The sequence below is a fragment of the Actinomadura sp. NPDC049753 genome, assembly GCF_040674655.1.
GTDB lineage: Bacteria > Actinomycetota > Actinomycetes > Streptosporangiales > Streptosporangiaceae > Spirillospora > Spirillospora verrucosospora.
Map to the genome: position 1 here is coordinate 26,542 of NZ_JBFARL010000024.1, position 23,125 is coordinate 49,666.

The window sequence follows — 23,125 nt, forward strand, 5'->3', positions numbered from 1 at the left end:
TCGGAGAGGGGCTTGATCGCCTGCTGTCGGTGAAGCGCCGACGCAGATGCTCGACCCCGACCGTGGTCCCGGCCGATCAGCACCAGACGTCCGAGCTTGGTACCCGGCAGTTTCGCGGGGCGCCCGGACACTTTGGTTGTTGTGCACCGTGCGGGATCTGTTCGTTACGCTGTCCGAGTGTCTGCCTCGAAACGGACCCGGCGCCGGCTGTTCGAGCGCGGCGGTGGGCGATGCGCGATGTGCCAGCGGTCGCTGGTAATCGACCCGGGGCCGGACGGCACTGAGTACCACATCGCCGAGGCGGCGCACATCGTCGCGGAGAAGCCCGACGGCCCCAGGGGCGCCGTCGACCGGCCGGGCGACATCGACGGACTCGCCAATCTGGTGTTGCTGTGCCCGTCCGACCACAGCACCATCGATAAGGGCGACGGGCCGAGGCTGTGGCCGCGCGCCAAGCTGCTCAGGCTCAAGCGCGACCACGAATCGTGGATGGCCGTGCTCGCCGGACGTACAGAGCCCCGACCGTTCCAACAATGGCGCATCCTGACGCCTCCTCGACCTGGTGACATTGTCGTAGTGGACGGCGAGCCGTATCGGCTGTGCGGTGAAACCACCTCGGCGAAGGCTGCCGACGATTGTACTGACGGCGCTTTCGAAACCATGACGTGCGATGGCGGTATCTGGCTCCAGGGGCACGCGTTCGGTGAGGGAACCATTGCCGGCCATGTGTGGCTGCGCCGATCGGAGGCGGCCCCGGGCTTACGCGCCGCGCTGGTCGACGAGGCCGCGTTGCTGATGGACCTTCCCCCGATCCCCGGACTGCCGCCCCTCTCCGGGGTGGATATGACGCCGGAAACGGTCACTCTGGTTACTGCGATGGTGTCGCCGACGTCGATCCTCGACCGGCTCGCAGGTGCGCGGAAGGTCCTCGGTCATGACGAATTGCTCCTGCTCTCACGCGCGCTTCCGAGCCTGGCCGACGCGCTCGCTGAACTGCACGGTCGCGGCTTCGCCCACCGGGCGCTGAGCCCTGGGGCGATCTTGATGCCCGACGCACGCACTCTCGCCCTGCGCGACCTGGGTCTGGCGACCGTTCCCCCGCGGGCGGGCGAGCGCGACGACCCGTACCACGCGCCCGAGCAAGCGGCCGGCAGTGCGCCGCCCGGACCGCCCGCCGACGTCCACCGGCTCGCGCGGATCCTCTACGAACTGGTCACGGGGCGCCCGGCGGGCCGCGGGGCCCGGCAGGTGGCGCCGTCCGTCCTCAACCCCGCCGTCCCTGCGGCCTGCGACGCTGTGTTCGCCGCCGCGCTGACCCCCGACCCGGCGCGGCGGCCTGGCGTGCGCGCCTTCGCCGAAGGTCTTCGAGTGGCCTGCATCGCCCCGTTCGGCGCCTAAAGCGAGAACCCCGACCCCCGGAAACGGAGAACGCGATGCACGGCCTCCATGTCAATCTGCCAGAAATCGTCCACCTGGTGCCTTCGCTGCGCTTCGTGGAGAGACTGGCTGAGCAGCGGGCCCGGTACCCGTACCTCCCAGATGTCGAGGGCATCCGGCGGGACCTGCTAGAGGTCGCCTCGCGAGGTCCGGTCCCCGCGAGGGTGGAGCGCGGACGGGGCGGTCGCGACGACTATCTCAAGGTTTACATCGATGGCCGGTACGTCGTGACCCTGAACGTGACCAAGCACGGCAACGGGCTCCAGGTGACCGGCGCGTTCCCGATGGGCTTCGAGGACCACAACAAGATCGTGCGAGGGGCTCTGTGGCTCAGCGCCCCTGGCTGGCGCTACCACCACCAGATCCGGGAGCTGCCTTTCGGGATCGACCCCGGATGGGATCTCGTGCGGGAACGCTGGAGACAGCTTGTCGGAACCGCCGCAACCCCCGCGAGCGCGAGCACGCCGAAGGCGCACGAGGAGTTCCTGGACGCCCTCGACAGGGTGATCGAGGAGGGGCGCCGTGTCGAACTGGCCGCCGCCCGCGCCGACATCATGATCTCGTACCGCCGGGTGGACGCGTCCGCTGCGCGCCGCCGGTCCGCCCGCGGCGTGCACGACTTCCAGCTCGTCGGGAGCCGGCGGCCTGTCGTCGGCACCCGGTTACATGTCCGCGGCGAGCCGGACCTGCGCGGACGTGTAGACCTGCTTCGCGGGACGCTGATGACGGTGCGCTTCGAGCGTCCCGTGGACTTCGACGCCCTCCCGAAGGTCGGTGCTTTCGTCGAGTCGCCGTCCACCATCCCCTTCGACCGGCAGGCGGAGGCTGTGCGGATGCTGCGCGACGGAGAGGCCGCCAACCCGTACCTGCTGGACGCGCTGGCCGGGCACACGTTCCGCCCTTTCACGCCCGCCGTCGCCGAGCCCGAGCGCGCTCTGGACGCCAGTCAGAGGTCGGCGTTCCGCAAGGCTCTCGCCGTCCCGGACATCGGTCTGATCCTCGGGCCGCCCGGCACAGGCAAGACTCGCACGATCACTGAGATCGCCCGCGCCTGCGCCGCGGCGCGCGAACGCATCCTCATCACCTCCTTCACCAACCGCGCGGTCGACAACGTCCTCCAAGAACTCCCCTCCGACCTGGTGATCCTGCGCGTCGGCCGCGACGACGGCGTCACACCCGGCTGCGAGCACCTGACGCTGGAGGCGCAGGCGGAGACGCTGCAAGGCGAGATCCTTCGCCGGACCGACCTGGCCGCCCGCGGTTACGGACCCGCACGCGGCGAGGCCGACGGGTGGCTCCACCAACTCGATCACTCGCTCGAGTCCCTCCGAGCGGCCGAAACAGCGGAAATCCAGGCGATCGGCGTTCTGGACGAACACACCGCCCGGCTCACCGCCCCGATCGAGCAACACGCGCGCCGCCTCACCGACGCCGTCGAAGCCCATCAACGCGACCTCGCCGAACGCGATACCGACCTGGAGATCCTCTCCCAGCGCCGAGACCACGCCGAAGCACGCGCACGGTGGCCGCTCATCGGCCTCTTTCTGCGCCGGTCCGCGAGCCGCCTCGCTGACGAGCACCGGCGGTGCCGCACCGAACGCGAGCAAGTGGACGCCACGCTCAACGCCGCCCTCCGAGAGCGGTACGCCGCCCTCATGGAGCTCAAGGGATTTCGCGAAACCGCGCCCGAATTGGCGGAGCACCGCCGCACACTGGACAACGCGCGAAGCGCCGTGCGCGAACGAGCGAAGGCCGCTGCCGAGGACGCTGACGAACTCCGCGGTCTCCTGCACGGCGTGCCCGTCCCGCCGCGCCCCGAGGCCAGCCTCGCCGCGCTCACCGCTTTCCGCGACCAGGCGGCCGCGGCACTGGACCTCATGCGCCGCCGCCTGGACCTCCTCGCCGAATGGCGCGGCCACCTGGGCAGCCGCACTGAGCAGCTCTACCCCGAACTGGCCCGCTACGCCGACGTCATCGGCGCGACCTGCATCGGAACCGCCACCACGCGCGCCCTCGACGGACTCGACTTCTCCCTGGCCGTTGTGGACGAGGCCGGCCAGATCAGCACCCCCAACGTCCTGGTCCCCCTGGTGCGGGCGCGGCGCGCCGTCCTCGTCGGCGACCACAACCAGCTCCCGCCGTTCGTCGACCCGCAGGTGATGGGCTGGGCCCGCGGCGACACCCGCACGACCGACCTCGTCACGAAAAGCGGGTTCGAGCTGCTGTTCCCCGCTGTCCCCGAAGGCCACCGCGAGATACTCCGATACCAGCGCCGGATGCCCCCCGTCATCGCCCGTTTCGTCTCGCAGTGGTTCTACGACGGGTTCCTCAAATCGGACGTCGAACGCCCGCACCGTGACGGCCTGTTCGCCTCCCCGCTGGTGTTCGCCGATACCGCCGGCCTGCCCCTGCGCGCACGGCGCGAACGTTCGCCGCGCCCGGACGAGCCATGGGCCGACAAGGGCTACGCCAACGACGCCGAGGCCCACCTCATCACCGACCTCATCGCCCATTACCACGGGACGGTCGCCGACTGGGCAGTGATCCTCCCCTACCAGGCTCAGGTCGGCCTCGTCACCGAGATGATCGCCCGGCGCCTCGGCGATGAGGAGGCCGCGGCCGGAGTCGGCACTGTGGACTCCTTCCAGGGCGGCGAACGCGATCTCATCATCTTCGGATTCACCCGCAGCAATCCCACCGGCACCGTCGGATTTCTCAGCGAGCTCCGCCGCGCCAACGTCGCGTTCTCCCGTCCGCGCCGCCTGCTGATCCTGGTCGGTGACTCCGTGACCCTGACCCAGGCCCGCGATCCAGGCTTCCGGGCCATGGCCGAGGCACTGCTCAACCACGTCCGCGCCCACGGCGACTTCCGCGACGGACGTGAGATCAAGAAGCTGCTCGTTCAGGAGGGCGAACGGTGAGTGACGCGCTGTACGACCCCGCTCGCGCCCTGGAGGACGCGGCCGCCATGCCCGGAGTACGCCCCGTCCGCCTCCACCGGATCGGCCTGCCGCTGTTCGCCGTCGAGATCGACGCGCTCATCGACGACCGGCAGCCTTACGACCTCCTCGACCGCTTCGTCGGCCGTGCGATCGCTGAGGCGGAACTGCGCACCGTCCCAGAGATCGCGGGCTTCCTCGGCCTGGACGAAGTGATGGTGGACCGGGTCCTGCGCTTCCTCAGTGGCGTCGGCCACGTGGTCTCCCGCCCGGACGGTACCGTCGCTCTCACCGACCTCGGTGCCCGCTCCGTCCGCGACGACACCCGCTACGTCTCGAAACGCGACCGCCAGAAGCTCTACTTCGACGGCGTCCTCGGCGAACCCCTGCCCGCCGCCTACTACGGCCGCAAGGTCGTCGTCTGGGATGCCGCGCAGGCTGTGGAACAGCAATGGCACCGCCTCATGACCCACGCCTGCGCCTTCCACAACGACGCCTTGACCCGCCTTGCCGCACGCCCCGACCGCCGCGATTTCAACATCCCGGACGAACTTCGCGAAGTGGCCTTCAGCTCTTCGGGCCACGCTTACCTGCCCTGCTATCTCCTGCGCACCGAGACCCCGAGGGGCCCGTCCCTCCTGGCCTACTCCGCCGTCTCAGAAAGCCACGACGAGCATTTGGAGAAGCTCTGCCGCGGGTGGCCCGCCCTGACCGCCATCCTGAATACGGGCGACTCCGACGACGTTCGCGCCGAGTTCGGCCCCTGGCTCGACAAACGCGACATCGACCCGTCCCGTCTCTCCTGGACCGCCGACGGCACCCTGCGCCTCACCCTGTCGCCCGCCGACTTCACCGCGGGAGGCCGCAAGGGCATCTTTTCGATCGTCCGCCTGGGCTCCTACATCACGCCCCGCAGCCACGTCCTGCAGCTATGGTGCGACGATCCGGACTTCCGCCGCCAAGCCGTCCTGGAACGGGCTCTGACCCGCGTAACGGCGTCGCGCGACATCGAACCCGCCGAGGCAGAAGCCTTCCTAAGCCGCCTTTGCACCCAACTGGAGACCGAGCCTCTGAGCCTCGACGACCTGCGCCGCCACGCCCACAAGACCGGCCATTTCCTTCTCCCACTGTGACCTTGGGGGCAACGACGCATACAGCGGCGAACGGGAGGTCGGAGGTGTCGCCTGCGGCCGTCCCCAACCTCCCGTTTTGGAATCTCCTTCGGATCGTCTCATCGCCCGCCGGGGCCCGCCATCCTCCCTAGGGCGATGTCCAGTTCCCGCCCGGCCCACCGGTCACCGGCGCGCCAGATGACGGACATGCCGAACGCCTCCGCGAGGACCTCCGGGGCCCACGGCTCCGCCGGCGGCTCCGGCAGAACGAGGAATCGGTGCTCGGCCGGTTCTCCCTCCGCGTGCTGGACCTCGAGGATCCGCAGGACGGCGTCCCGCATGCGCGCGTAGGTGTTCCCGCCCTCACCGAGCACCTCGTACAGGACCTTGCCGCTGGCGCTGTCGCAGATGACGTCGGCCGTGGAGGAGTCCACCGTGGGGATTAGCCCGGCCCCGTACAGTTCGGAGATCAGCGCATACCGCACCCCTTCGTGGACGGTGCTCCGGCGTTCCTGCCGCACCGTGGCCTCCAGTTCCGCGATGAACGCGCCGAAGCTCGTCTGCGCGGGGCCTGCGCCGTCCTCGGCCGCGGGCGCGTCGATCATGGGGTCGCCTTCCTGCGAGTCGCCGGACGCCGGGCGCAGCATAGGGGGGAGGGGGGCCGAATGCACGATCACCAACGACCGCGTGCAGCGGGTGACCGCCACGTACAGCAGGCCGTGGCCGCCCGGTGTGCGCGCTGCGACCTCCGCCGGCTCGACCAGCACGACGTGGTCGAACTCCAGCCCCTTGGACTCCGCCGCTGTGATCACGGTTGCGCGCTCGCCGCCGGGGAGTGCCGCCCGGATCTCTGGAACCTCGTCGCCGAAGGCATCCGGAACGATCACGGCGACGGAGCGGCCGTCCTGGGAGGTGAGGAGGGAACGCGCCCGAGCGACCGCCTCGTCCCGCAGCCGGGCGGTCTCGACCGGGACCAGCGTGAGTCCGCCCGGCCCCACGGGGCGGATCGACCGGGGGAACGGGGTACTGGGGGAGATGGAGCGGCCGAGCACCTCGGCGAATTCCATGACCTCCTTCGGGACGCGGTAGCCGACGGTCAGCTCCGCCAGGTGCCAGCCGTCCTCACCCGCGAGTGCGGAGCCGAGCAGGGACCAATCCTCGTAGGAGTGGTCGCCGGTCGCCTGCGCGAGATCTCCCAGCACGGTCATGGACCCGCTAGGGCAGCGCCGAGCCAGCGATCTGGCCTGCATCGGGGTCAGGTCCTGGGCCTCGTCCACCATGATGTGCCGGTAGCGGGGCGGGTCATCGCCAGTGAGCAGGACTCGCAGTTCCTCCAGGCAGACGCGGTCCTCCAGTGACCACGGCTCCTCGTCGGCCCGCGGAGCAGGCGCCCGTGTGATCGCCGCCTGCTCCTCCGCGGTGAGCACTTCGTCGGCGGCCGCCCGCAGGACGGCGGGGTCGCCCAGCAGGTCCCGCAGGACCCTCTCCGCCGTGACGTTGGGCCACACGCGGTTCACCAGTTTGAGGATCTGTCTGTCCTGAGCGATCCGGTGCCGGATGTCCTGGTCGGCACGGCGGGGCCTCTGCTCGGAGTGCAACAGCATCAAGTGATCGACGAGGCGGGTCGCGAACGCGTTCCTTCGGTCTGCGTATCGACCCGACTTGTTGCCCGTGGCGAACGCCTGCATGGTCTCGCCGGGTATCGCGAGCCGGGCGCCGTCGAGCAGGAAAACAAAGCCTCGGTCGCGCAATTGCTGCATCCGGGCTTCGCCCGGCAGGTTCTCGACAGCCCGCCGCAGTACTTCGGCCATCCGGGCGTCCGACTTGACCGACCGGGCGGGGAGCGGGTCAGCCCCGCGCGGCGCGTCCCAGAGCTTGCTCAGTTCGAGCGCCGTCACGTCGCGCGTCCCGAGACGAGGCAGGACGCCGCGGACGTAGTCCAGGAATCGGCGATGGGGGCCCACGACCAGGATTTCGCCGGTCCTGAACCGGCGGTTGTAGAGCAGCCACGATATGCGGTGCAGCCCCACGGCGGTTTTCCCGGTGCCCGGCCCGCCTTGCACAACGAGGACGCCTTGGCGCTGGTCCGACACCAGCAGGAGCTGCTCCTGCTGGATCGTCTCGACAATGTCGCGCATCCGCCCGTCACGGGCACGTTCCAGGTCTTCGAGAAGGAAGTCCTTGAGCCCTACGGGCGGGGCCGCTGGCGTGGTCTCCGTGGTGCTGTCTGTGCCCTTCGGGAGCAAGGCTTTGATCTCGTCCTGGAAGTCCTTGACCCGGTCGCGGTCGCAACGCAGGCGGCGCCGCAGGGTCATCCCGCCGGGAGCGTTCGGCCGCCGCAGCAACCATTCGGTCGCCTGGGGCGCCTGCCAGTTCACGACGAAGCTGTCACCCGCTTCGTCCCGGACGTTGCGGCGCCCGATGTACCACGTGCCGGTGTCCCCGTCCTCGTCGACGTCGACGCGTGCGATGACGAGTGCCTCCCCGTCGAGGTCGCCTTCGAACCGCACCTCGGGTGCGACGTCCGGGATGAACGCGGTACCGGCGTGCGCGTCGGTGATCTCGGACGGCTTGAACATCGCGCGGTTGGTCGCGAAGCGCCGCTCGTAGCAGGTGTAGGCGTAGTCGACGGCCCGCTGCTCCTGCGCGAGCGTAGACATCCGATCGGTCAAGCCTGGTCTCCCGTCATCCCCGTCGTGGGGGCCGGCGGACAGCTCCTGAAGCGGTGTCGGGCCCCTGTGCCAGATGGGACGCCCTGTCCGCACCGCCGGTTGCCAGGGCGGCCCGAGGCGGCCACTGCTCTGCGAGTTTGCGGCCCGTACGGTTCTCGCGGAACCCTGTCATCCGGTGGCCCGTCGGAAGCGTCATTCTGAGGAGCCGGTGACATGCGGGGGCAGGAGGGGCGAGGCGTATGGACGTCTTCGGCGTGCACGACCGGCTGATCAAGGACTACGCGGACTTCACCTCCTCGCTGGTCCAGGTCCGCGACGACAAGATCGCCGCGCATCTGAGGGGGGGAGGAGAGGGACAAGGTCCGCTGGCCCGATCCCTGGCTCTCGCTCAACCCCAACTTCGAGCCGGGCGGTACCGTCACCCGGCTCGTCGAGAAAGGCGTCCTGCACCCCTACTGCGACCGCTTCTTCCGCGCGAAGAAGCACGAAGTGGACGCGGGTGCCCGCACGCTCACCCTCCACAGGCACCAGCTCGAGGCGATCGAGGCCGCGCGGGGGACCCGCGAGAGCTACGTGCTCACGACCGGCACCGGCTCCGGCAAGAGCCTCACCTACATCCTGCCCATCGTCGACTCGGTGCTGCGCGACCCCGAGCTCGGGCGCATCAAGGCGATCGTCGTCTATCCGATGAACGCCCTGGCCAACAGCCAGCTCCACGAGCTGGAGAAGTACCTGACGTGGGGCATGGCCGCCGACGACCGGCCCGTCACCTTCGCCCGCTACACCGGCCAGGAGGGCGAGGAGGAGCGCGATCGCATTCTGCGCCGCGCTCCTGACATCCTGCTCACCAACTACGTGATGCTGGAGTACCTGTTGACCCGGCCGGCCGAGCGTCAGCAGCTCATCGGCGCCGCCCAGGGGCTGCGGTTCCTGGTCTTGGACGAGCTGCACACCTACCGGGGGCGGCAGGGCGCGGACGTGGCCATGCTCGTCCGGCGGCTGCGGGACGCCTGCAGCGCGCTCGACCTCCAGTGTGTCGGCACGTCGGCCACCATGGCGACCGGCGCCACGTTCGAGGACGCGCAGGAGCGGGTCGCCTCCGTCGCGTCCAGGTTGTTCGGCACCGAGCTGGGCCCGCACCGGGTGATCGGCGAGACGCTGCGCCGCGCCACCCCGGACGCCGACCCGTCACCGGAGGATCTGTGCGCCGGCATGGCCGCCGCCCTCAGCGGACCGGGCCCGGCTCGCCGCTACGACGAGCTCGCGCGCGACCCGCTGTCCGCCTGGATCGAGACGACCTTCGGCCTGCGCAACGACGGTGACAGGCTGGTCCGCGGCCGTCCCCGGACCCTTCCGAGCGCGGCCGCTGAGCTGGCAGAACTGACCGGCGAAACCCGGCAGCGTTGTGCGCAAGCCATCGCGGAGGCCCTTCGGCAGGGCGCGCGCGCCCGCCACCCTGAAACCGGCTGGCCTCTCTTCGCGTTCCGCCTGCACCAGTTCCTGTCCAAGGGCGACACCGTCTACGTCAGCCTGGAGCCCGAGGACGAGCGGCACGTCACCAGCCAGTACCAGGTGAGCGTGCCGGGGGAGCGGGAGAAGATCCTGCTGCCGTTGGCGTTCTGCCGCGAGTGCGGTCAGGAGTACCACGTCGTGGCCCGCACCCGCCGGTCCGACGGCGTCTTCTACACGCCCCGCCAGGACCAGGACGCCGCCGGTGGCGACGAGGCCAACGGCTACCTCTACATCAGCACCGAAGACCCGTGGCCCGTCCAGGACCCGATCGCCGCCGGCCGCCTGCCCGACTCCTGGATCGACACCGACGAGAGCGGCGCCGCGCACGTGCTGCCGCGGCTCCGCGACCACCTGCCCCGTGAGGTCTGGCTGGGCACCGACGGGCGCGAGCGGAGGGAGGGCGACGGTGTCCGGGCGGCCTACTTCTCCACCCCGTTCCGGTTCTGCCTGCGCTGCCGCGTCTCCTACACCCAGACGCGCGGCAAGGACTTCGCCAAACTCGCCTCCTACGCCGCCGAGGGCCGCAGCTCGGCGGTCTCGGTGATCAGCTCCAGCATCGTCCGGAGCCTGCGCGCCCAGAGCGGCCTGGACGACGAGGCCAAGAAGCTGCTCACCTTCGTCGACAACCGGCAGGACGCCAGCCTCCAGGCGGGCTTCTTCAACGACTTCGTCCAGGTCACGCAGGTGCGCGGCGCCCTGTACCACGCGGCGCGGGAGGCCGGGGAGAAGGGGCTCACCCACGAGAACGTCGCGCACGCGGTCGCGGACGCCCTGAGTCTCGACATGAAGGACTTCGCGCAGAACCCGGGCGTGAAGTTCAGCCAGAAGGAGAATGTGAAGCGGGCCCTGCGCATGGTCCTGGCCTACCGTCTCTACGCCGACCTCGAACGCGGCTGGCGCGTCACGATGCCGAATCTGGAGCAGACCGGCCTGATCCGCTTCGGCTACTCCGACCTCGACGATATCGCCGCCGACGAGGAGTGCTGGGAGAACGCCCACCACGCTCTCCGTGACGACGGGCCGGAGCACCGCGCCGCCCTCGCACACCTCCTGCTGGACGAGATGCGCCGCCAGCTCGCCGTGGACATCGACGTCCTCACCCAGCACGGGCAGGAGCGCATCGAGAGCCTGTCGGACCAGCTCCTGCGGGGAACATGGGCGCTCCCGCACGGCGAACCCATGGTCAAGGCCCGGACGGTCTTCGCGATCCCTGCCACCAGGGGCGGCAGCCGCGGCAGCGTCCACTTCACTGGGCGTACCGCGCTCGGCCGGTACCTGCGCGCACCGCGGCGGTTCCCCGCGTTTCCCGGCACGCTCTCCGTCACCGACGCCGAGCAGATCATCGCCGATCTGCTGAGGGTCCTGGAGGACGTGGGGCTCCTCGCCGTGGAGACCGAGACGAAGGAGGGCGTCCCCGGCTACCGGCTGAAGGCGTCCGCCCTGGTCTGGCGCGCGGGCGACGGGACGTCCGGTGCCCCCGACCCCCTCCGGAAGGTCGTCGACCCGCAGGCCGAGATCCGCGTCAACGGCTTCTTCCGCGACCTGTACCGGGAGACGGCGAGCCGACTCGTCGGGCTGGAGGCGCGCGAGCACACCGCCCAGGTCCGCAACGAGGACCGCATGCAGCGCGAGACCGACTTCCGCGAGGGCAGGCTCCCCGTCCTGTACTGCTCGCCGACGATGGAGCTGGGCGTCGACATCGCCACCCTGAACGCGGTCGGGATGCGCAACGTGCCGCCCACCCCCGCCAACTACGCCCAGCGCTCGGGCCGCGCCGGGCGCAGCGGCCAGCCGGCTCTCGTGACCACCTACTGCTCGACGGGCCGCGCCCACGACCAGTACTACTTCCGCCGCTCTGAGCAGATGGTGGCGGGCAGTGTCGAACCACCCCGGCTGGATCTCACCAACGAGGACCTTCTGCGCTCCCACGTGCACGCGATCTGGCTGGCCGAGACGGGTGTCTCCCTGCACTCGCGCATGGCGGACGTCCTGGACGTCACCGGCGACGAGCCGTCCCTGGAGATCCACCCGCACCTGTGGGACCAGTTCGTGGACGAGACCGCACGCCGCCGCGCCGTCGAGCGCGCGGACCGGGTCCTCGCCGACCTGTCGGGCGAGGAACGAGAGACGATCGAGGACACCTCGTGGTGGTACGAGGACTGGGTCCGCGACGTCGTCCGCGGCGCCGCCCAGCGGTTCGACGCCGCCTGCGACCGGTGGCGGCAGCTTTACCGGGGGGCGCTCGCCGAGCAGCGCGAGCAGAACCGCCGCGTCCTCGACCACTCCACGGAACCGAAGGCGAGGGCCCGGGCCCAGCGGCGGCGGATGGACGCCGAGAACCAGATCAAGCTGCTGAAGAACGAGGATTCCGAGCAGCAGTTCAGCGACTTCTACACCTACCGATACTTCGCCTCGGAGGGGTTCCTGCCCGGATACTCCTTCCCCCGGCTTCCCCTGGCCGCCTACATCCCGGGCGAGCGCAGGCGCGGCGCCTACATCCAGCGGCCCCGTTTCATCGCCATCGGGGAGTTCGGCCCCGGCGCGCTCATCTACCACGAGGGCGCCCGCTACCAGGTCGCCAGCGTCCAGGTCCCGGCGGGCGCGGAGGCGGGCGACGTCGCCACCACCGAGTCCCGCATCTGCGGGTCGTGCGGCTACTGGCACTCCCGGCAGGCGGGCGTGGACCGCTGCGAGGAGTGCGACGCCGAACTCGGCGGGACGCTGTCGCAGATGATGGCGCTGCAGACCGTGCACACCGTCCGCCGGCAGCGGATCTCCTCCGACGAGGAGGAGCGGCGCCGGGCGGGCTTCGAGCTCCAGACCGTCTACCGGTTCAGCACCCACGGCACCCGCCCGGGCCGCCTGCACGCCGAGGCGGAGAGCGGTGGCGCCCGGATCGCCGACCTCGTCTACGGCGACGCCGCCGCGATCCGCGTCATCAACCGGGGCCGCCGCCGCCGCAAGGACGCGAGCGACGTCGGGTTCTGGCTCGACCCAATCCGGGGCCGCTGGCTGAGCGAGACGAGCGCGGCCGACCTGGCGCCCGAGGACGACGGGCTCCGCCCGCTGAAGGACGCCGCCCGCGCGGTGAAGGTCGTCCCGTTCGTCGAGGACCACAAGAACATCTGTGTGTTCCGGCTGACCCGCCGGTTGTCGGAGGCCGAAGCCGTCACCCTGCGCTACGCCCTGGAGCGCGGGATGGAGACCCACTTCCAGCTGGAGGACTCCGAGCTGACCAGCGAGGGCCTGCCGGACGCCGACGGCCGTGGCCGGATGCTGTTCGTGGAGAGCGCCGAGGGCGGCGCCGGGGCGCTGCGCCGCCTGCACGACGAGCGCGGCACCCTCGCCGAGGTCGCGAGGACCGCCCTGCGGATCATCCACGTCGACCCGGCCACGCTGGAGGACCTCGGCTCCGCGCCCGGTGCCCGCGAACGCTGCGAGCGCGGATGCTACGACTGCCTGCTGTCCTACACCAACCAGCTCTTCCACCAGCGGATCGACCGGCACGCCGTCATCGGCCTGCTGGCGGAGCTGGCCGGGGCGGAGACGGTCGCCCGCGCCGCTCAGCAGGGAACGGTGGACGAGCACGCCGGCGGCCTCGCCGACGCGTCCGGCAGCGAGCTGGAGCGCCGGTTCGTCACCTTCCTCAAGCAGAGCGACTATCGTCTGCCGGACGAGGCGCAGACGCTGGTGGCCGGCGCGCTGGCCCGTCCCGACTTCGTGTACCGGCTGGCGGCCGGGCCCGTCGCCGTGTTCGTCGACGGCCCCCACCACGAGCACGCGACGGTGCGGGAACGCGACGTGCAGGCGGAGGCGCGGCTGCTCGACCTCGGCTGGCTGGTCATCCGGTTCGCGTACGACAAGGAGTGGAGCGACATCGTGGGCGAGTACCCGAGCGTCTTCGGCACCGGGCGGGGCAGCGCCTGATGCCCGCGTCCGCCCCCGCCTACTCGCCCGGCTCCCTCATCTCCGCCCGCGGCCGCGAATGGGTCGTCCTGCCCGAATCCGCGGACGGGTTCATCGTCGCCCGGCCCCTAAACGGCGACCGCGAGTTCACCACCGGCCTGTTCGCCGACGAGGTGGAGCCCGCCAGCTTCCCGCGCCCGGCGGCGGTCCCGGGGCAGATCGGCGACAGCGTCGCCGCGGGCCTGCTGCGCACCGCGATGCGGATCGGCTTCACCTCGGCCGCCGGACCGTTCCGCTCCCTCGCCGCCATCGCCGTCGAGCCCCGCCAGTACCAGCTCCTCCCGCTGCTGATCGCGCTGCGGATGGACACCGTCCGCCTCCTCATCGGCGACGACGTCGGCATCGGCAAGACCATCGAGGCGTCCCTGATCGCCAAGGAGCTGATCGAGCAGGGCGAGGCGGAGCGCCTCACCGTGCTGTGCTCGCCCGCGCTCGCCGAGCAGTGGCAGGCCGAGCTGCGCGACAAGTTCGCGATCGACGCGCGGCTCGTCCTGCCGTCCACGGTCACCCGCCTCCAGCGCGGCATGCGCGCCGACGAGTCGATCTTCGAGAAGTACCCGTACACGGTCGTGTCCACCGACTTCATCAAGGGCGACCAGCGCCGCGCCCAGTTCCTGCGCGCCTGCCCCGAACTGGTCATCGTGGACGAGGCCCACACCTGCGTCCCGGCGGGCGGCGCCGGGACGGCTCTCCGGCAGCGCCGCTACGACCTCCTCAAGGAGCTCGCCGAGGACTCCGAGCGGCACCTGATCCTCGTCACCGCCACCCCGCACAGCGGCAAGGAGGACGCCTTCCGCGACCTCATCGGCCTGCTCGACCCCGAGCTCGCCACCGTCGATCTGGAGACCGAGAAGGGGCGCGACCGGCTCGCCCGCCACTTCGTGCAGCGCCGCCGCCGCGACATCCGCCGCTACCTGGACGAGGAGACCCGCTTCCCCAAGGACAGGATGCTCCTGCCCGTCGAGTACGAGCAGGACGAGGGCCAGGCCGAGTTGATGGCCAAGGTCCTGTCCTACGCCCGCGAGACCGTCCGCGACCCGGAGACCCATGAGGTGCGGCGCCAGGTCCGGTGGTGGTCGGCGCTGGCGCTGCTGCGCTCGGTGGCGTCCTCGCCCCGCGCCGCCGCCGCGACGCTCCTCGCCCGCTCTGCCGCCGACGCCGCCGAGACCGTCACCGAGGCCGACGCGCTCGGCGCCCAGGGCGTGCTCGACATGGTCGAGGAGGAGGCTCTCGAAGGAGTCGACGTCGCACCCGGCGCCGACCACGAGGACCTTTCCGCGCGGGCCCGCGCCCGCCTGCGCGCCCTGGCGGACGAGGCCCGCGCGCTGGAGGGCGCCGGGCACGACGCGAAGCTGCGCAAGCTCATCGCCGAGGTCAAGGCGCTGCTCGCCGACGGCTACGACCCGATCGTGTTCTGCAAGTACATCCCCACCGCCGAGTACGTCGCCGAACACCTCGCCGCGGCTCTCGGACGCAAGGCCGGTGTGGAGGCGGTGACGGGCACCCTCCCGCCCGCCGAACGCATCGACCGCATCGAGGAGCTCACCAAGCGGTCCAGGCGCCGCGTCCTCGTCGCCACCGACTGCCTGTCCGAAGGCGTCAACCTCCAGGAGCACTTCAACGCCGTCGTCCACTACGACCTCGCCTGGAACCCGACCCGGCACGAGCAGCGCGAAGGCCGCGTCGACCGGTTCGGTCAGCGCAGCCAGAAGGTCCGCGCCATCACCCTGTTCGGCACCGACAACGGCATAGACGGCGTCGTCCTGGACGTCCTGATCCGCAAGCACGCCACTATCGCCAAGCAGACCGGCGTGGCCGTCCCCGTCCCCGAACGCAGCGAGACGGTCGTGAAGGCCCTCGTCGAGGGTCTGCTCCTTCACAGGAAGGACCCCGACCAGCTCGCCTTCGACTTCGAGGTCGTCCAGGCCCGCGACCGGCTGCACCGCTCCTGGGAGAGCGCCGCCGCCCGCGAGTCGAAGGTGCTCACCAAGTACGCGCACTCCGGAGTCAAGGAGCTGGACGAGGTGCGGCGCGAGGCCGCAGAGGCCCGCACCGCGCTCGGACGGCACACCGACGTGGCCCGCTTCGTCCGAGAGTCGCTGTCGGCCATGGGCGGCGCCGTCCAGGTCGGGGCGGACGGCTTCACCGTCCAGACCCAGGGCCTGCCCATCGGCACCCGGCACGCCCTCGGCCTGATCGGCCCCGCCGAGGAGGAGACGAAGCAGCCCCTCCTGGACTTCCTGCACGACGTGCCGGCCCCCACCGGGAAGCACGCTCTCGTCCGCACCGACCCGGCGGTCGTCGCGCTCGCCCGCTACGTCGTGGACGCCGCCCTCGACCCGGAACTGCCGGACCGCGAGCGGCCCGCCCGCCGCTGCGGCGCGATCCGCACCACCGCCGTCACCTCCCGGACGACGCTCCTCCTCGTCCGCTACCGCTTCCACCTCACGCTGCCCAGGCCGCCCCGGCGCGACGACCCTCGGCCCGAGCCCCGCACGCTCGTCGCCGAGGACGCCCAGATACTGGCCTACAGGTCGGTTCCGGGCGCGGCAGGTCCCCCCACGGGGGAGGCGTCGGGCCCCGGCGGACGCGAATGGCTGACGGACGAGGAGGTCACCGCGCTGCTCGGCGCCGGACCCGACGCGAACGTCCTGCCCGAACTCGTCCAGCGCGCCGTCCAGGCGTCCATCGACGAACTGGGCACCCCGCCCGCGCCCGGTGAAGCTGCGCCGCCCGGCTCCGTGCAAGCCGACCTCGACGCCCGCGCCGCCGGCCTCGCGGACCGGCTGGAGGCCGCGCACCGCCGCGTCCGGACGTCGGTGGGCGCGGTCCGCCGCGGCCTCGACGTTCGCCCCCACGACCACGCCGACGTCCTCGGCGTCTACGTCTACCTGCCCGCGGGAGGCGCCCGGTGACCGGCTCGCCCTACAACGCCGTCCACATCGAGGGCGGCCTGCTGTCCGCCGACCTGATCGAGCGCATCCGGTCGGCCGCAAGGGACCTGCCCGGCAACCGCCCGGAGGACTACCATCTCGCCGCCGGGGAGCGCCTCGGCGAGGCCGCCAGCCGCAAGTGGGACTACCTCAAGGGCGCCTACCGCGCCTTTCGTGAGCGCCTGGACGCGCTGCCGCCGACCGACTCGGCCGTCACCGAGACCCGTGAACGCTGGCTGCTGCGCCTTTTCGACGAACTCGGCTTCGGACGCCTCACGTTTCTGCGGGGCGGCATCACGGTGGGGGAGAAGACGTACCCGGTCTCCCACCAGTGGGGCGAGCACGTCGCCGTCCACCTGCTCGGCTGGAACACCGACCTGGACCGCCGGACCAAGGCCCACGGGCAGACCGGCCGCGCCCCGCAGTCGATGCTGCAGGAGTTCCTCAACGCCAGCGACCCGCACCTGTGGGCCGTGCTGTCGAACGGGCGGGTCCTCCGCATCCTGCTGACTCGTCCGCGCTCGTCGGGTCGGCGTACGTGCAGTTCGACCTGGAAGCCATCTTCGACGGCGACCTGTACCCGGAGTTCGTGCAGCTCTTCGCGCTCCTGCACTCGTCCCGGTTCGAGCTGCTGCCCCGCGACGACGGCGGAGAGCCGACCGTCGCCGACTGCTGGCTCGAACGCTGGCGCGCTCACGGAATCGACACCGGCAGCCGCGCACGCGAGCAACTGCGGCTCAACGTCGAGCTTGCCCTGAACGAACTGGGCACGGGTTTCCTCGAAGCGAACCCGAAACTGCGCAAGGACCTGGCGGACGGACGCCTTTCCCGTCAGGACCTCCGGCAGGAACTGCTCCGCCTCGCCTACCAGCTCATCTTCCTGTTCGTCGCCGAAGGCCGTAAGGCTCTCCTTGTGCAGGACCCGCCGGACGCGACACGCGAGCAGCGGGCCGAGTTCCAGGCCGCCCGCGACCGCTACACGGACTACTTCTCCGTCGAGCGCCTCCGCCGCATCGCGTCCCGCCGCCGGGGCGACCGCCACAAGGACCTGTGGCGGACGCTCGTCGTGGTCATGGACGCCCTCGGCACGGACGGCGGGCGTCCGCAGCTCGCCCTGCCCGCCCTCGGCGGTTTGTTCTTCCGGGCCGGAGACCCCCTCAACGACGGCGACCTCGCCCCCGACCTGCTGCGGGGCTGCGAACTCACCAACGAGCGGCTCCTGTCCGCCATCCGGCTCCTCACCGAGTTCAAGGACAAGAAGGGCCGCGTCCACCGCGTCGACTACCAGCACCTCGGCGCGGAGGAACTCGGGAGCGTCTACGAGTCGCTGCTCGAACTCGAACCCCAGATCGACGGCGCCGCGCCCCGCTTCTGGCTGGAGAACCTGCGCGGCAACCAGCGCAAGACCACCGGCTCCTACTACACGCCCACGGCCCTCATCGACGAGCTGCTGAAGACCACACTCGACCCGATCATCGATGAGTACGCCAAGTCGGGAAACCCCGACGACCTCCTCAAGATCACCGTCTGCGACCCGGCCTGTGGCTCAGGGCACTTCCTGGTGGCCGCCGCCCGTCGCATCGCCAAGAAGTACGCGGTCCTCTGGAGCGGCGACGACGAACCGACGCCGATGGTGGTCCGCGAAGCGATGCACAAAGTCGTCGAGCGGTGCGTCTACGGCGTGGACATCAACCCCATGGCCGCCGAGCTCGCCAAGTTCTCCCTCTGGCTCGAATCGCTGGAACCGGGACGCCCCCTGGCGTTCCTGGACTCCCACATCAAGGTCGGCAACTCCCTGCTGGGAACGACCCCGAAGCTGCTGATCGGGGGAATCCCGGACGAGGCTTTCAAACCCATCGGGGACGACGACAAGAAGATCGCTGCACAGTTCCGCAAGGACAACGCCAAGGAACGCGGCCGGCAGCTGGCCATCCAGGACGCGGGCCTGTTCGACCTCGGCCCCGTCAACGGCCCGGATGACACGTCCGAGCTGACCCGGCAGGTCACCGCCCTGAACCGGATGCGCATCGGCTCCATCGAGGACATCCGCGAACAGGCCCGCCGCTTCCGCGCCCTGCTCGACGCTCCGGAACGCGCTCAGCGCAAGCGCATCGCCGACGCCTGGTGCGCGGCGTTCGTGTTCCCCAAGCAGAAGGAGCCGCGCCCCATCACCTCCGCCACCCTCAAGATCATGGGCGGGGACGAGGAGGCGGAGAAGCTCTTCGCGCAGGCCGCGCCCACCGAGGCGATGGAGCGGGAACTCGACAAGATCGTCGAGCAGTACGGCTTCTTCCACTGGCACCTGGAGTTCCCCGACATCTTCCGCGTCGGCGACGACTCCACTCCGGATGCGAACCACGACACCGGCTGGCAGGGCGGCTTCACCTGCGTCCTCGGCAACCCGCCATGGGAGCGCGTGAAACTCCAGGAGCAGGAATTCTTCGACTCCCGCAATGAGGAGATCACTAAAGCCCACAATGCGGCCGCCCGGAAGAAGCTCATCGACAAGCTGAAGACGAGCGAGGAACTCTCTGACCGGGCGCTCTATCAAGAGTTTCAGACTGAATTGCGCAAGGCCGCAGGGTGGAGTCAACTACTCCGTTCCTCGGGTCGATACCCGCTGACGGGACATGGTGACGTCAACACCTACGCAGTCTTTGCGGAGACCGCTCGGACGGTCATTGGCCCTTGGGGCCGCACTGGTCTCGTGCTCCCGACAGGCATCGCTACTGACGCCACTACTGCCCCTTTCTTTGGGGGCCTCGTGCGCCAGAGTAGGTTGATTTCGTTCATGGAGTTCGAGAACGAAGAATTTCTCCTCAGTCGGGACGTCCACCACAGCTTCCGTTTTTGTCTTCTGAGTATGGCAGGACGAGAATGCAAGGTGGATGAGGCGAACTTCTCTTTTGGGGCGCGGCGGATCTCGGATATCGAGAACCGTCGCTTCACGATGCCTCCAGAAGACATACTTCTGCTCAACCCTAACACGGGGACGGCGCCACTGTTTCGTTCTCGACGGGACGCTGAGATCACTCTCGACATTTACCGGAGGGTGCCGGTTCTCTGGCGCGATTCGCCGCGCAGCAACCCGTGGGGAATCTCTTTCATGACCATGTTTCACATGGCGAACGATTCATCAATGTTCAAAGCCCGGGAGGAATTGGAGGCGGAAGGCTGGACTTCAAAGGGTAGTAGCTTTGTTCGTAACGGCCAGGTGATGATGCCGCTCTATGAAGCTAAAATGCTTCATCATTTTGACCACCGGCTCGGCACCTATGAGGGGCAGACGGCTGCACAGGCAAAGATGGGTACGCTTCCGCGTCTCTCGGTAGAGGATAAAGCAAACCCTGATAGGCGTGCACTGGCGCGCTATTGGGTTCCCGAAGAAGAAGTAATTGCTGCTCTTGAGGGACGCTGGGACAAGAATTGGCTCATTGGGTGGCGGGATATTGCACGTAGTACGGACGAACGCACGCTGATCAGCTCCGTACTTCCTGTCGCTGCCGTAGGGCATACATTCCCGATCGCGCGTATCTCCGCCTCGCCAGTTTCTGGCTATTACGCAAACTCCTGCACTTTCATTATCGATTACCTATTGCGGCAGAAGTTGGCGGGCACTCATCTTACATACGGATATCTTAAGCAACTCCCGTTCATTGCGCCCCAAGCATATGATCGCATATCGCCCTGGGATTCGACAGATAAGCTGCGTGACTGGGTTCGAGATCGAGTCTTGGAGCTGACCTTTGTCACTCAGGACCTCGCCTCATTTGCCTTGGAGTTGGGGGACGAGGGGCGCCCCTTCCTCTGGGATGAAGAGCGGCGGTTCGCTATGCGTGCGGAGCTCGATGCTGCGTACTTTCACCTATACGGCGTCGCCCGCGATGATGTCGGCTACGTCATGGACAGCTTCAGGGCCTTCCAGCGCAACGATCCTGAGCGCTTCGCGCGGACCAAGGCGTTGATCTTGGATGTCTATGATGCGATGGAGCGGGCGATGGAGACTGAAAAATTGTACGAGACGATTGTCGACCCGCCGCCAGGTGAAGGCCCGCGTCATCCGGATAGGTGATTCAGGGAGTCCGAAATGCCGACGGCCTTGAGACGACATTACGTCTCAAGGCCGGTGACGTTACTGAGGGTCAGTGGCCAACCGTTCGGATCCTGTGGAGGAAGCTACGCCATTCCTCTCTGGTGAAGTTCAGAATGGGCCCGGTGCAGTGAAGCCGAGTGTCCCGGACACCGACCGTGCCGTCAGTTGCTCGGCCCGCTTCGACGCAGTGTCCGTCGGGGTCGCTGTGGCGTGACTTGCGCCAGTTGTGGAACTCCTTGGTCATGTCCTCGATCCTGTCTCGTCGGTAAGCCTCTTGGCTACCCGTTCGAGGAAGGCGATGCTGGCCTCGCGAGACAGAGCAGCCTCCCGGAGGCGGTCGTACATCCCTATATATCGCATCACCTCGGCGCGCTGGTTGAGGATGACGTCTGTGGTGACGGTGTCAACTATCGCCATAGGGGGATCGCCGGGCTCGGGGAACGTGTACAGGTAGAAGGACGACTTGGGAAGCAAGCCCCCCGGGATGCCAGCGCTGTGGAGGAGCACGCGAACCGTGATTCGTTCCTGCTCCGAGACCACCCTCACCATGTGTTCGAGTTGGGCTGCCATCGTTTGCGGTGGCACAGTCAATCGATGGATCACGCACTCGTCCAGGATGGTCTCGTATGTGGGGCCGCCCTGCCTGAGCAGTTCACGTTGCCGGTTCACGCGGGCCTCGGTCAGCCGCTCCGGTTGATAGTTGAGGCTCCTCTGGCTCTCGTCGAGCTTGATGAGAGCCTCGATGAACGGACGGCACTGTAGAGCGCCAGGCATCGCGGTCTGGTCGTAGGTACGGACGCTCGCGGCGTTGTATTCGAGGTCGGCTGCGAGCTTCTGACGGGGACCCATGGACATGCCGTAGCGGTCCCACCAGCCCTTCTGCGCGGCCTCGCGGGCGAGTTGGAGTAGCCGGTCGTACTGGCTGCCGGTGATCTCGAGGGCGTCGAGCATGTTCATGATCTCGGCCAGGTCGGGGCGGATCTGGGCGTTCTCCAGGCGGGTGATCTTTGTCCGGGAGTGGAAGACGAGGCGGGCGAGGTCGTCGGTCGTGAGGCCGCGGCTCTCCCGGAGTTTGCGGATCTCGACCGCCAGCCGGCGGCGGCGGACGTAGGGGCTCGGCATGGCCGTCCTCCCGATATCGCGTCGGACACGTTCCGTACTGATCGCTTACTGACTGCAATCGAACGTGCCCGGCAATAGTAAAGTCACGCCCCGACAAAACCTCGCCACACCGACGTGGGGTCGAAAATCCGCACGTGCGAAACTTGGAAGTTGCAGCCTTTGCCAGCCCGATATGGTCGTGAAGACCATTTTTTATACGCCCATACCTGCGTGTACCGGAAACGTGCGATAAGGCCTGGGGAGTCGAGCCGCTTCGTCCTCGTGCTAATTCCGGCCGTCGCGGCGGCCGGAGAGGGCTGTCAGGGCGTCATGGCCTCTACGGTCTGCGCCGCGTCCGTTGCCACTGCGCCAAACACTTCCTGGAGCGGCCGAGTCTGCGGCCGTCATCCTGGTTGCCCTTTTCAGGAGGATGTGGAGGCCGAGGCGGAGGCTTCATCCCGCCGCGCCGCAAGCCACTCCTCGGTATAAGCGGCGACCTCATCGATGAACTGTTCCAGCCCCGCCCGATCGAGCTCCATCTCGGCGACGAGGTAGAGCAGGATGAAGACTTCAGCGTAGAGCACAGCTCTCAAATCATCTGTTCTGCCGACTTGAAGTGTTGGTGCGCCGACGGCAGAGCGAAGCATGTCCTCGGCGAGCGAAACGTCGATCAGCCCTGCGGTCTCTTGGGCCTTGACCCGCACGTCGGCCACGAGTCGAACGATCTCGCTGTCCGTGTAAGTCGGCGAAAATCTCCGACGCACCGCAACACAGAACGCCCCGTAGAGCAGTGACATGTAACCGGCCGCTGTCTCCTCGTTCGCCTGGATCTTGTCCTTCAGGGGAACCCACGCCTCCGGCCCCTCCAGCAGGAAGGACCGCAACGCCAGGATGTTTTCCTCGGAGACCTGTGTGGCTGGAAAATTGGTCACTTGTGTCACCCCTCGTCGGCCATTGCCCTCGCTTTAGCTATAAAAGCAGTCAACTCCGCATCAGTTAGATTGGCGTCAGAGATCAAACCTGCCAGCAGAAACAGCTCGGTTGTGTACACAGTACTATCGTCGATGTCGGCGATAGACCCTTCGCCGAGCACGGCCCGCAGTAGCCGCTCGGCGATGTGTGCGTCAACTTTCTCGGTGGCTTCTGGCGTCCTTGCGCGGAGGGAGGCGACGAAGTCAATTATTTGAGATGTGACAGTAGTTGGGTCACTCTTGCTGAAACGGCGATTTGTGGCGAGAAAGAAGGCGGCAGCGATCAGAATTGGGTATTCGGACTGGACGTTTTCCTTGTCAAGCCCTCGCAGTCGCCTCAAATGCTCATCTGTCTGCCCTGCAAGTTGTGCATGCAAGGTGGCAGCCAT

General features: G+C 68.7%; 12 protein-coding genes. 7 read left to right on the plus strand and 5 right to left on the minus strand.

The genetic code is table 11. The features are described 5' to 3' along the window. Positions 1–177: 177 nt before the first annotated feature. The 3 genes from AB0K37_RS09555 to AB0K37_RS09565 all read left to right on the plus strand — a co-directional run bounded on the left by AB0K37_RS09555 (position 178) and on the right by AB0K37_RS09565 (position 5,509). Complete coding sequence (locus tag AB0K37_RS09555) at positions 178–1,398, plus strand: hypothetical protein (RefSeq protein ID WP_363977350.1); 1,221 nt, start codon at positions 178–180, stop codon at positions 1,396–1,398. A 95-nt stretch (positions 1,399–1,493) separates the two neighbouring features. Beyond that, entirely contained in the window at positions 1,494–4,358 is a 2,865-nt protein-coding gene (locus AB0K37_RS09560; RefSeq protein ID WP_363977353.1) for an AAA domain-containing protein, read from the plus strand. Next, on the plus strand, positions 4,355–5,509 hold the full coding sequence (locus AB0K37_RS09565) for a hypothetical protein (RefSeq protein WP_363977356.1): 1,155 nt from the start codon (positions 4,355–4,357) through the stop codon (positions 5,507–5,509). Before AB0K37_RS09560 ends, AB0K37_RS09565 begins: the two co-directional genes overlap by 4 nt. 98 nt (positions 5,510–5,607) lie before the next feature. Here the strand turns inward: AB0K37_RS09565 and AB0K37_RS09570 are convergent, their stop codons facing one another. Beyond that, complete coding sequence (locus AB0K37_RS09570) at positions 5,608–8,160, minus strand: ATP-binding domain-containing protein (protein ID WP_363977359.1); 2,553 nt, start codon at positions 8,158–8,160, stop codon at positions 5,608–5,610. 489 nt (positions 8,161–8,649) lie between these two features. Here AB0K37_RS09570 and AB0K37_RS09575 point away from each other — a divergent pair, with 489 nt between their 5' ends. The 4 genes from AB0K37_RS09575 to AB0K37_RS09590 all read left to right on the plus strand — a co-directional run bounded on the left by AB0K37_RS09575 (position 8,650) and on the right by AB0K37_RS09590 (position 20,643). Further along, entirely contained in the window at positions 8,650–13,599 is a 4,950-nt protein-coding gene (locus AB0K37_RS09575; RefSeq protein WP_363977362.1) for a DEAD/DEAH box helicase, read from the plus strand. Further along, complete coding sequence (locus AB0K37_RS09580; protein ID WP_363977365.1) at positions 13,599–16,553, plus strand: helicase-related protein; 2,955 nt, start codon at positions 13,599–13,601, stop codon at positions 16,551–16,553. The genes AB0K37_RS09575 and AB0K37_RS09580 overlap by 1 nt, the downstream gene beginning before the upstream one ends. After that, positions 16,550–17,329 (plus strand): hypothetical protein, encoded by a 780-nt coding sequence (locus tag AB0K37_RS09585; protein WP_363977368.1) that lies wholly within the window; start codon positions 16,550–16,552, stop codon positions 17,327–17,329. The genes AB0K37_RS09580 and AB0K37_RS09585 overlap by 4 nt, the downstream gene beginning before the upstream one ends. 314 nt (positions 17,330–17,643) lie before the next feature. After that, positions 17,644–20,643: an N-6 DNA methylase gene (locus AB0K37_RS09590; protein ID WP_363977424.1), complete on the plus strand. Its 3,000-nt coding sequence runs from the start codon at positions 17,644–17,646 to the stop codon at positions 20,641–20,643. 70 nt (positions 20,644–20,713) lie between these two features. On the opposite strand, the gene AB0K37_RS09595 is transcribed toward AB0K37_RS09590, so the two are convergent. From AB0K37_RS09595 to AB0K37_RS09610, 4 genes are all read right to left on the minus strand, one after another. Further along, positions 20,714–20,908 carry a DUF397 domain-containing protein gene (locus AB0K37_RS09595; RefSeq protein WP_363977371.1) on the minus strand — a complete coding sequence of 65 codons (195 nt, stop codon included), beginning with the start codon at positions 20,906–20,908 and terminating at the stop codon, positions 20,714–20,716. Then, positions 20,905–21,786, minus strand: a complete 882-nt coding sequence (locus AB0K37_RS09600; RefSeq protein ID WP_363977374.1) for a helix-turn-helix transcriptional regulator — start codon at positions 21,784–21,786, stop codon at positions 20,905–20,907. Before AB0K37_RS09600 ends, AB0K37_RS09595 begins: the two co-directional genes overlap by 4 nt. A 401-nt stretch (positions 21,787–22,187) precedes the next feature. Next, positions 22,188–22,697, minus strand: a complete 510-nt coding sequence (locus tag AB0K37_RS09605; RefSeq protein WP_363977377.1) for a hypothetical protein — start codon at positions 22,695–22,697, stop codon at positions 22,188–22,190. A gap of 5 nt (positions 22,698–22,702) precedes the next feature. After that, entirely contained in the window at positions 22,703–23,125 is a 423-nt protein-coding gene (locus AB0K37_RS09610) for a hypothetical protein (protein WP_363977380.1), read from the minus strand.

What these genes read in the sequence shown, in the direction of transcription:
- AB0K37_RS09610 (WP_363977380.1), bottom strand. Translation starts at nt 23,125, where the DNA reads ATGGCTGCCACCTTGCATGCACAACTTGCAGGGCAGACAGATGAGCAT.
- AB0K37_RS09580 (WP_363977365.1), top strand. Translation starts at nt 13,599, where the DNA reads ATGCCCGCGTCCGCCCCCGCCTACTCGCCCGGCTCCCTCATCTCCGCC.
- AB0K37_RS09595 (WP_363977371.1), bottom strand. Translation starts at nt 20,908, where the DNA reads ATGACCAAGGAGTTCCACAACTGGCGCAAGTCACGCCACAGCGACCCC.
- AB0K37_RS09600 (WP_363977374.1), bottom strand. Translation starts at nt 21,786, where the DNA reads ATGCCGAGCCCCTACGTCCGCCGCCGCCGGCTGGCGGTCGAGATCCGC.
- AB0K37_RS09590 (WP_363977424.1), top strand. Translation starts at nt 17,644, where the DNA reads ATGGACGCCCTCGGCACGGACGGCGGGCGTCCGCAGCTCGCCCTGCCC.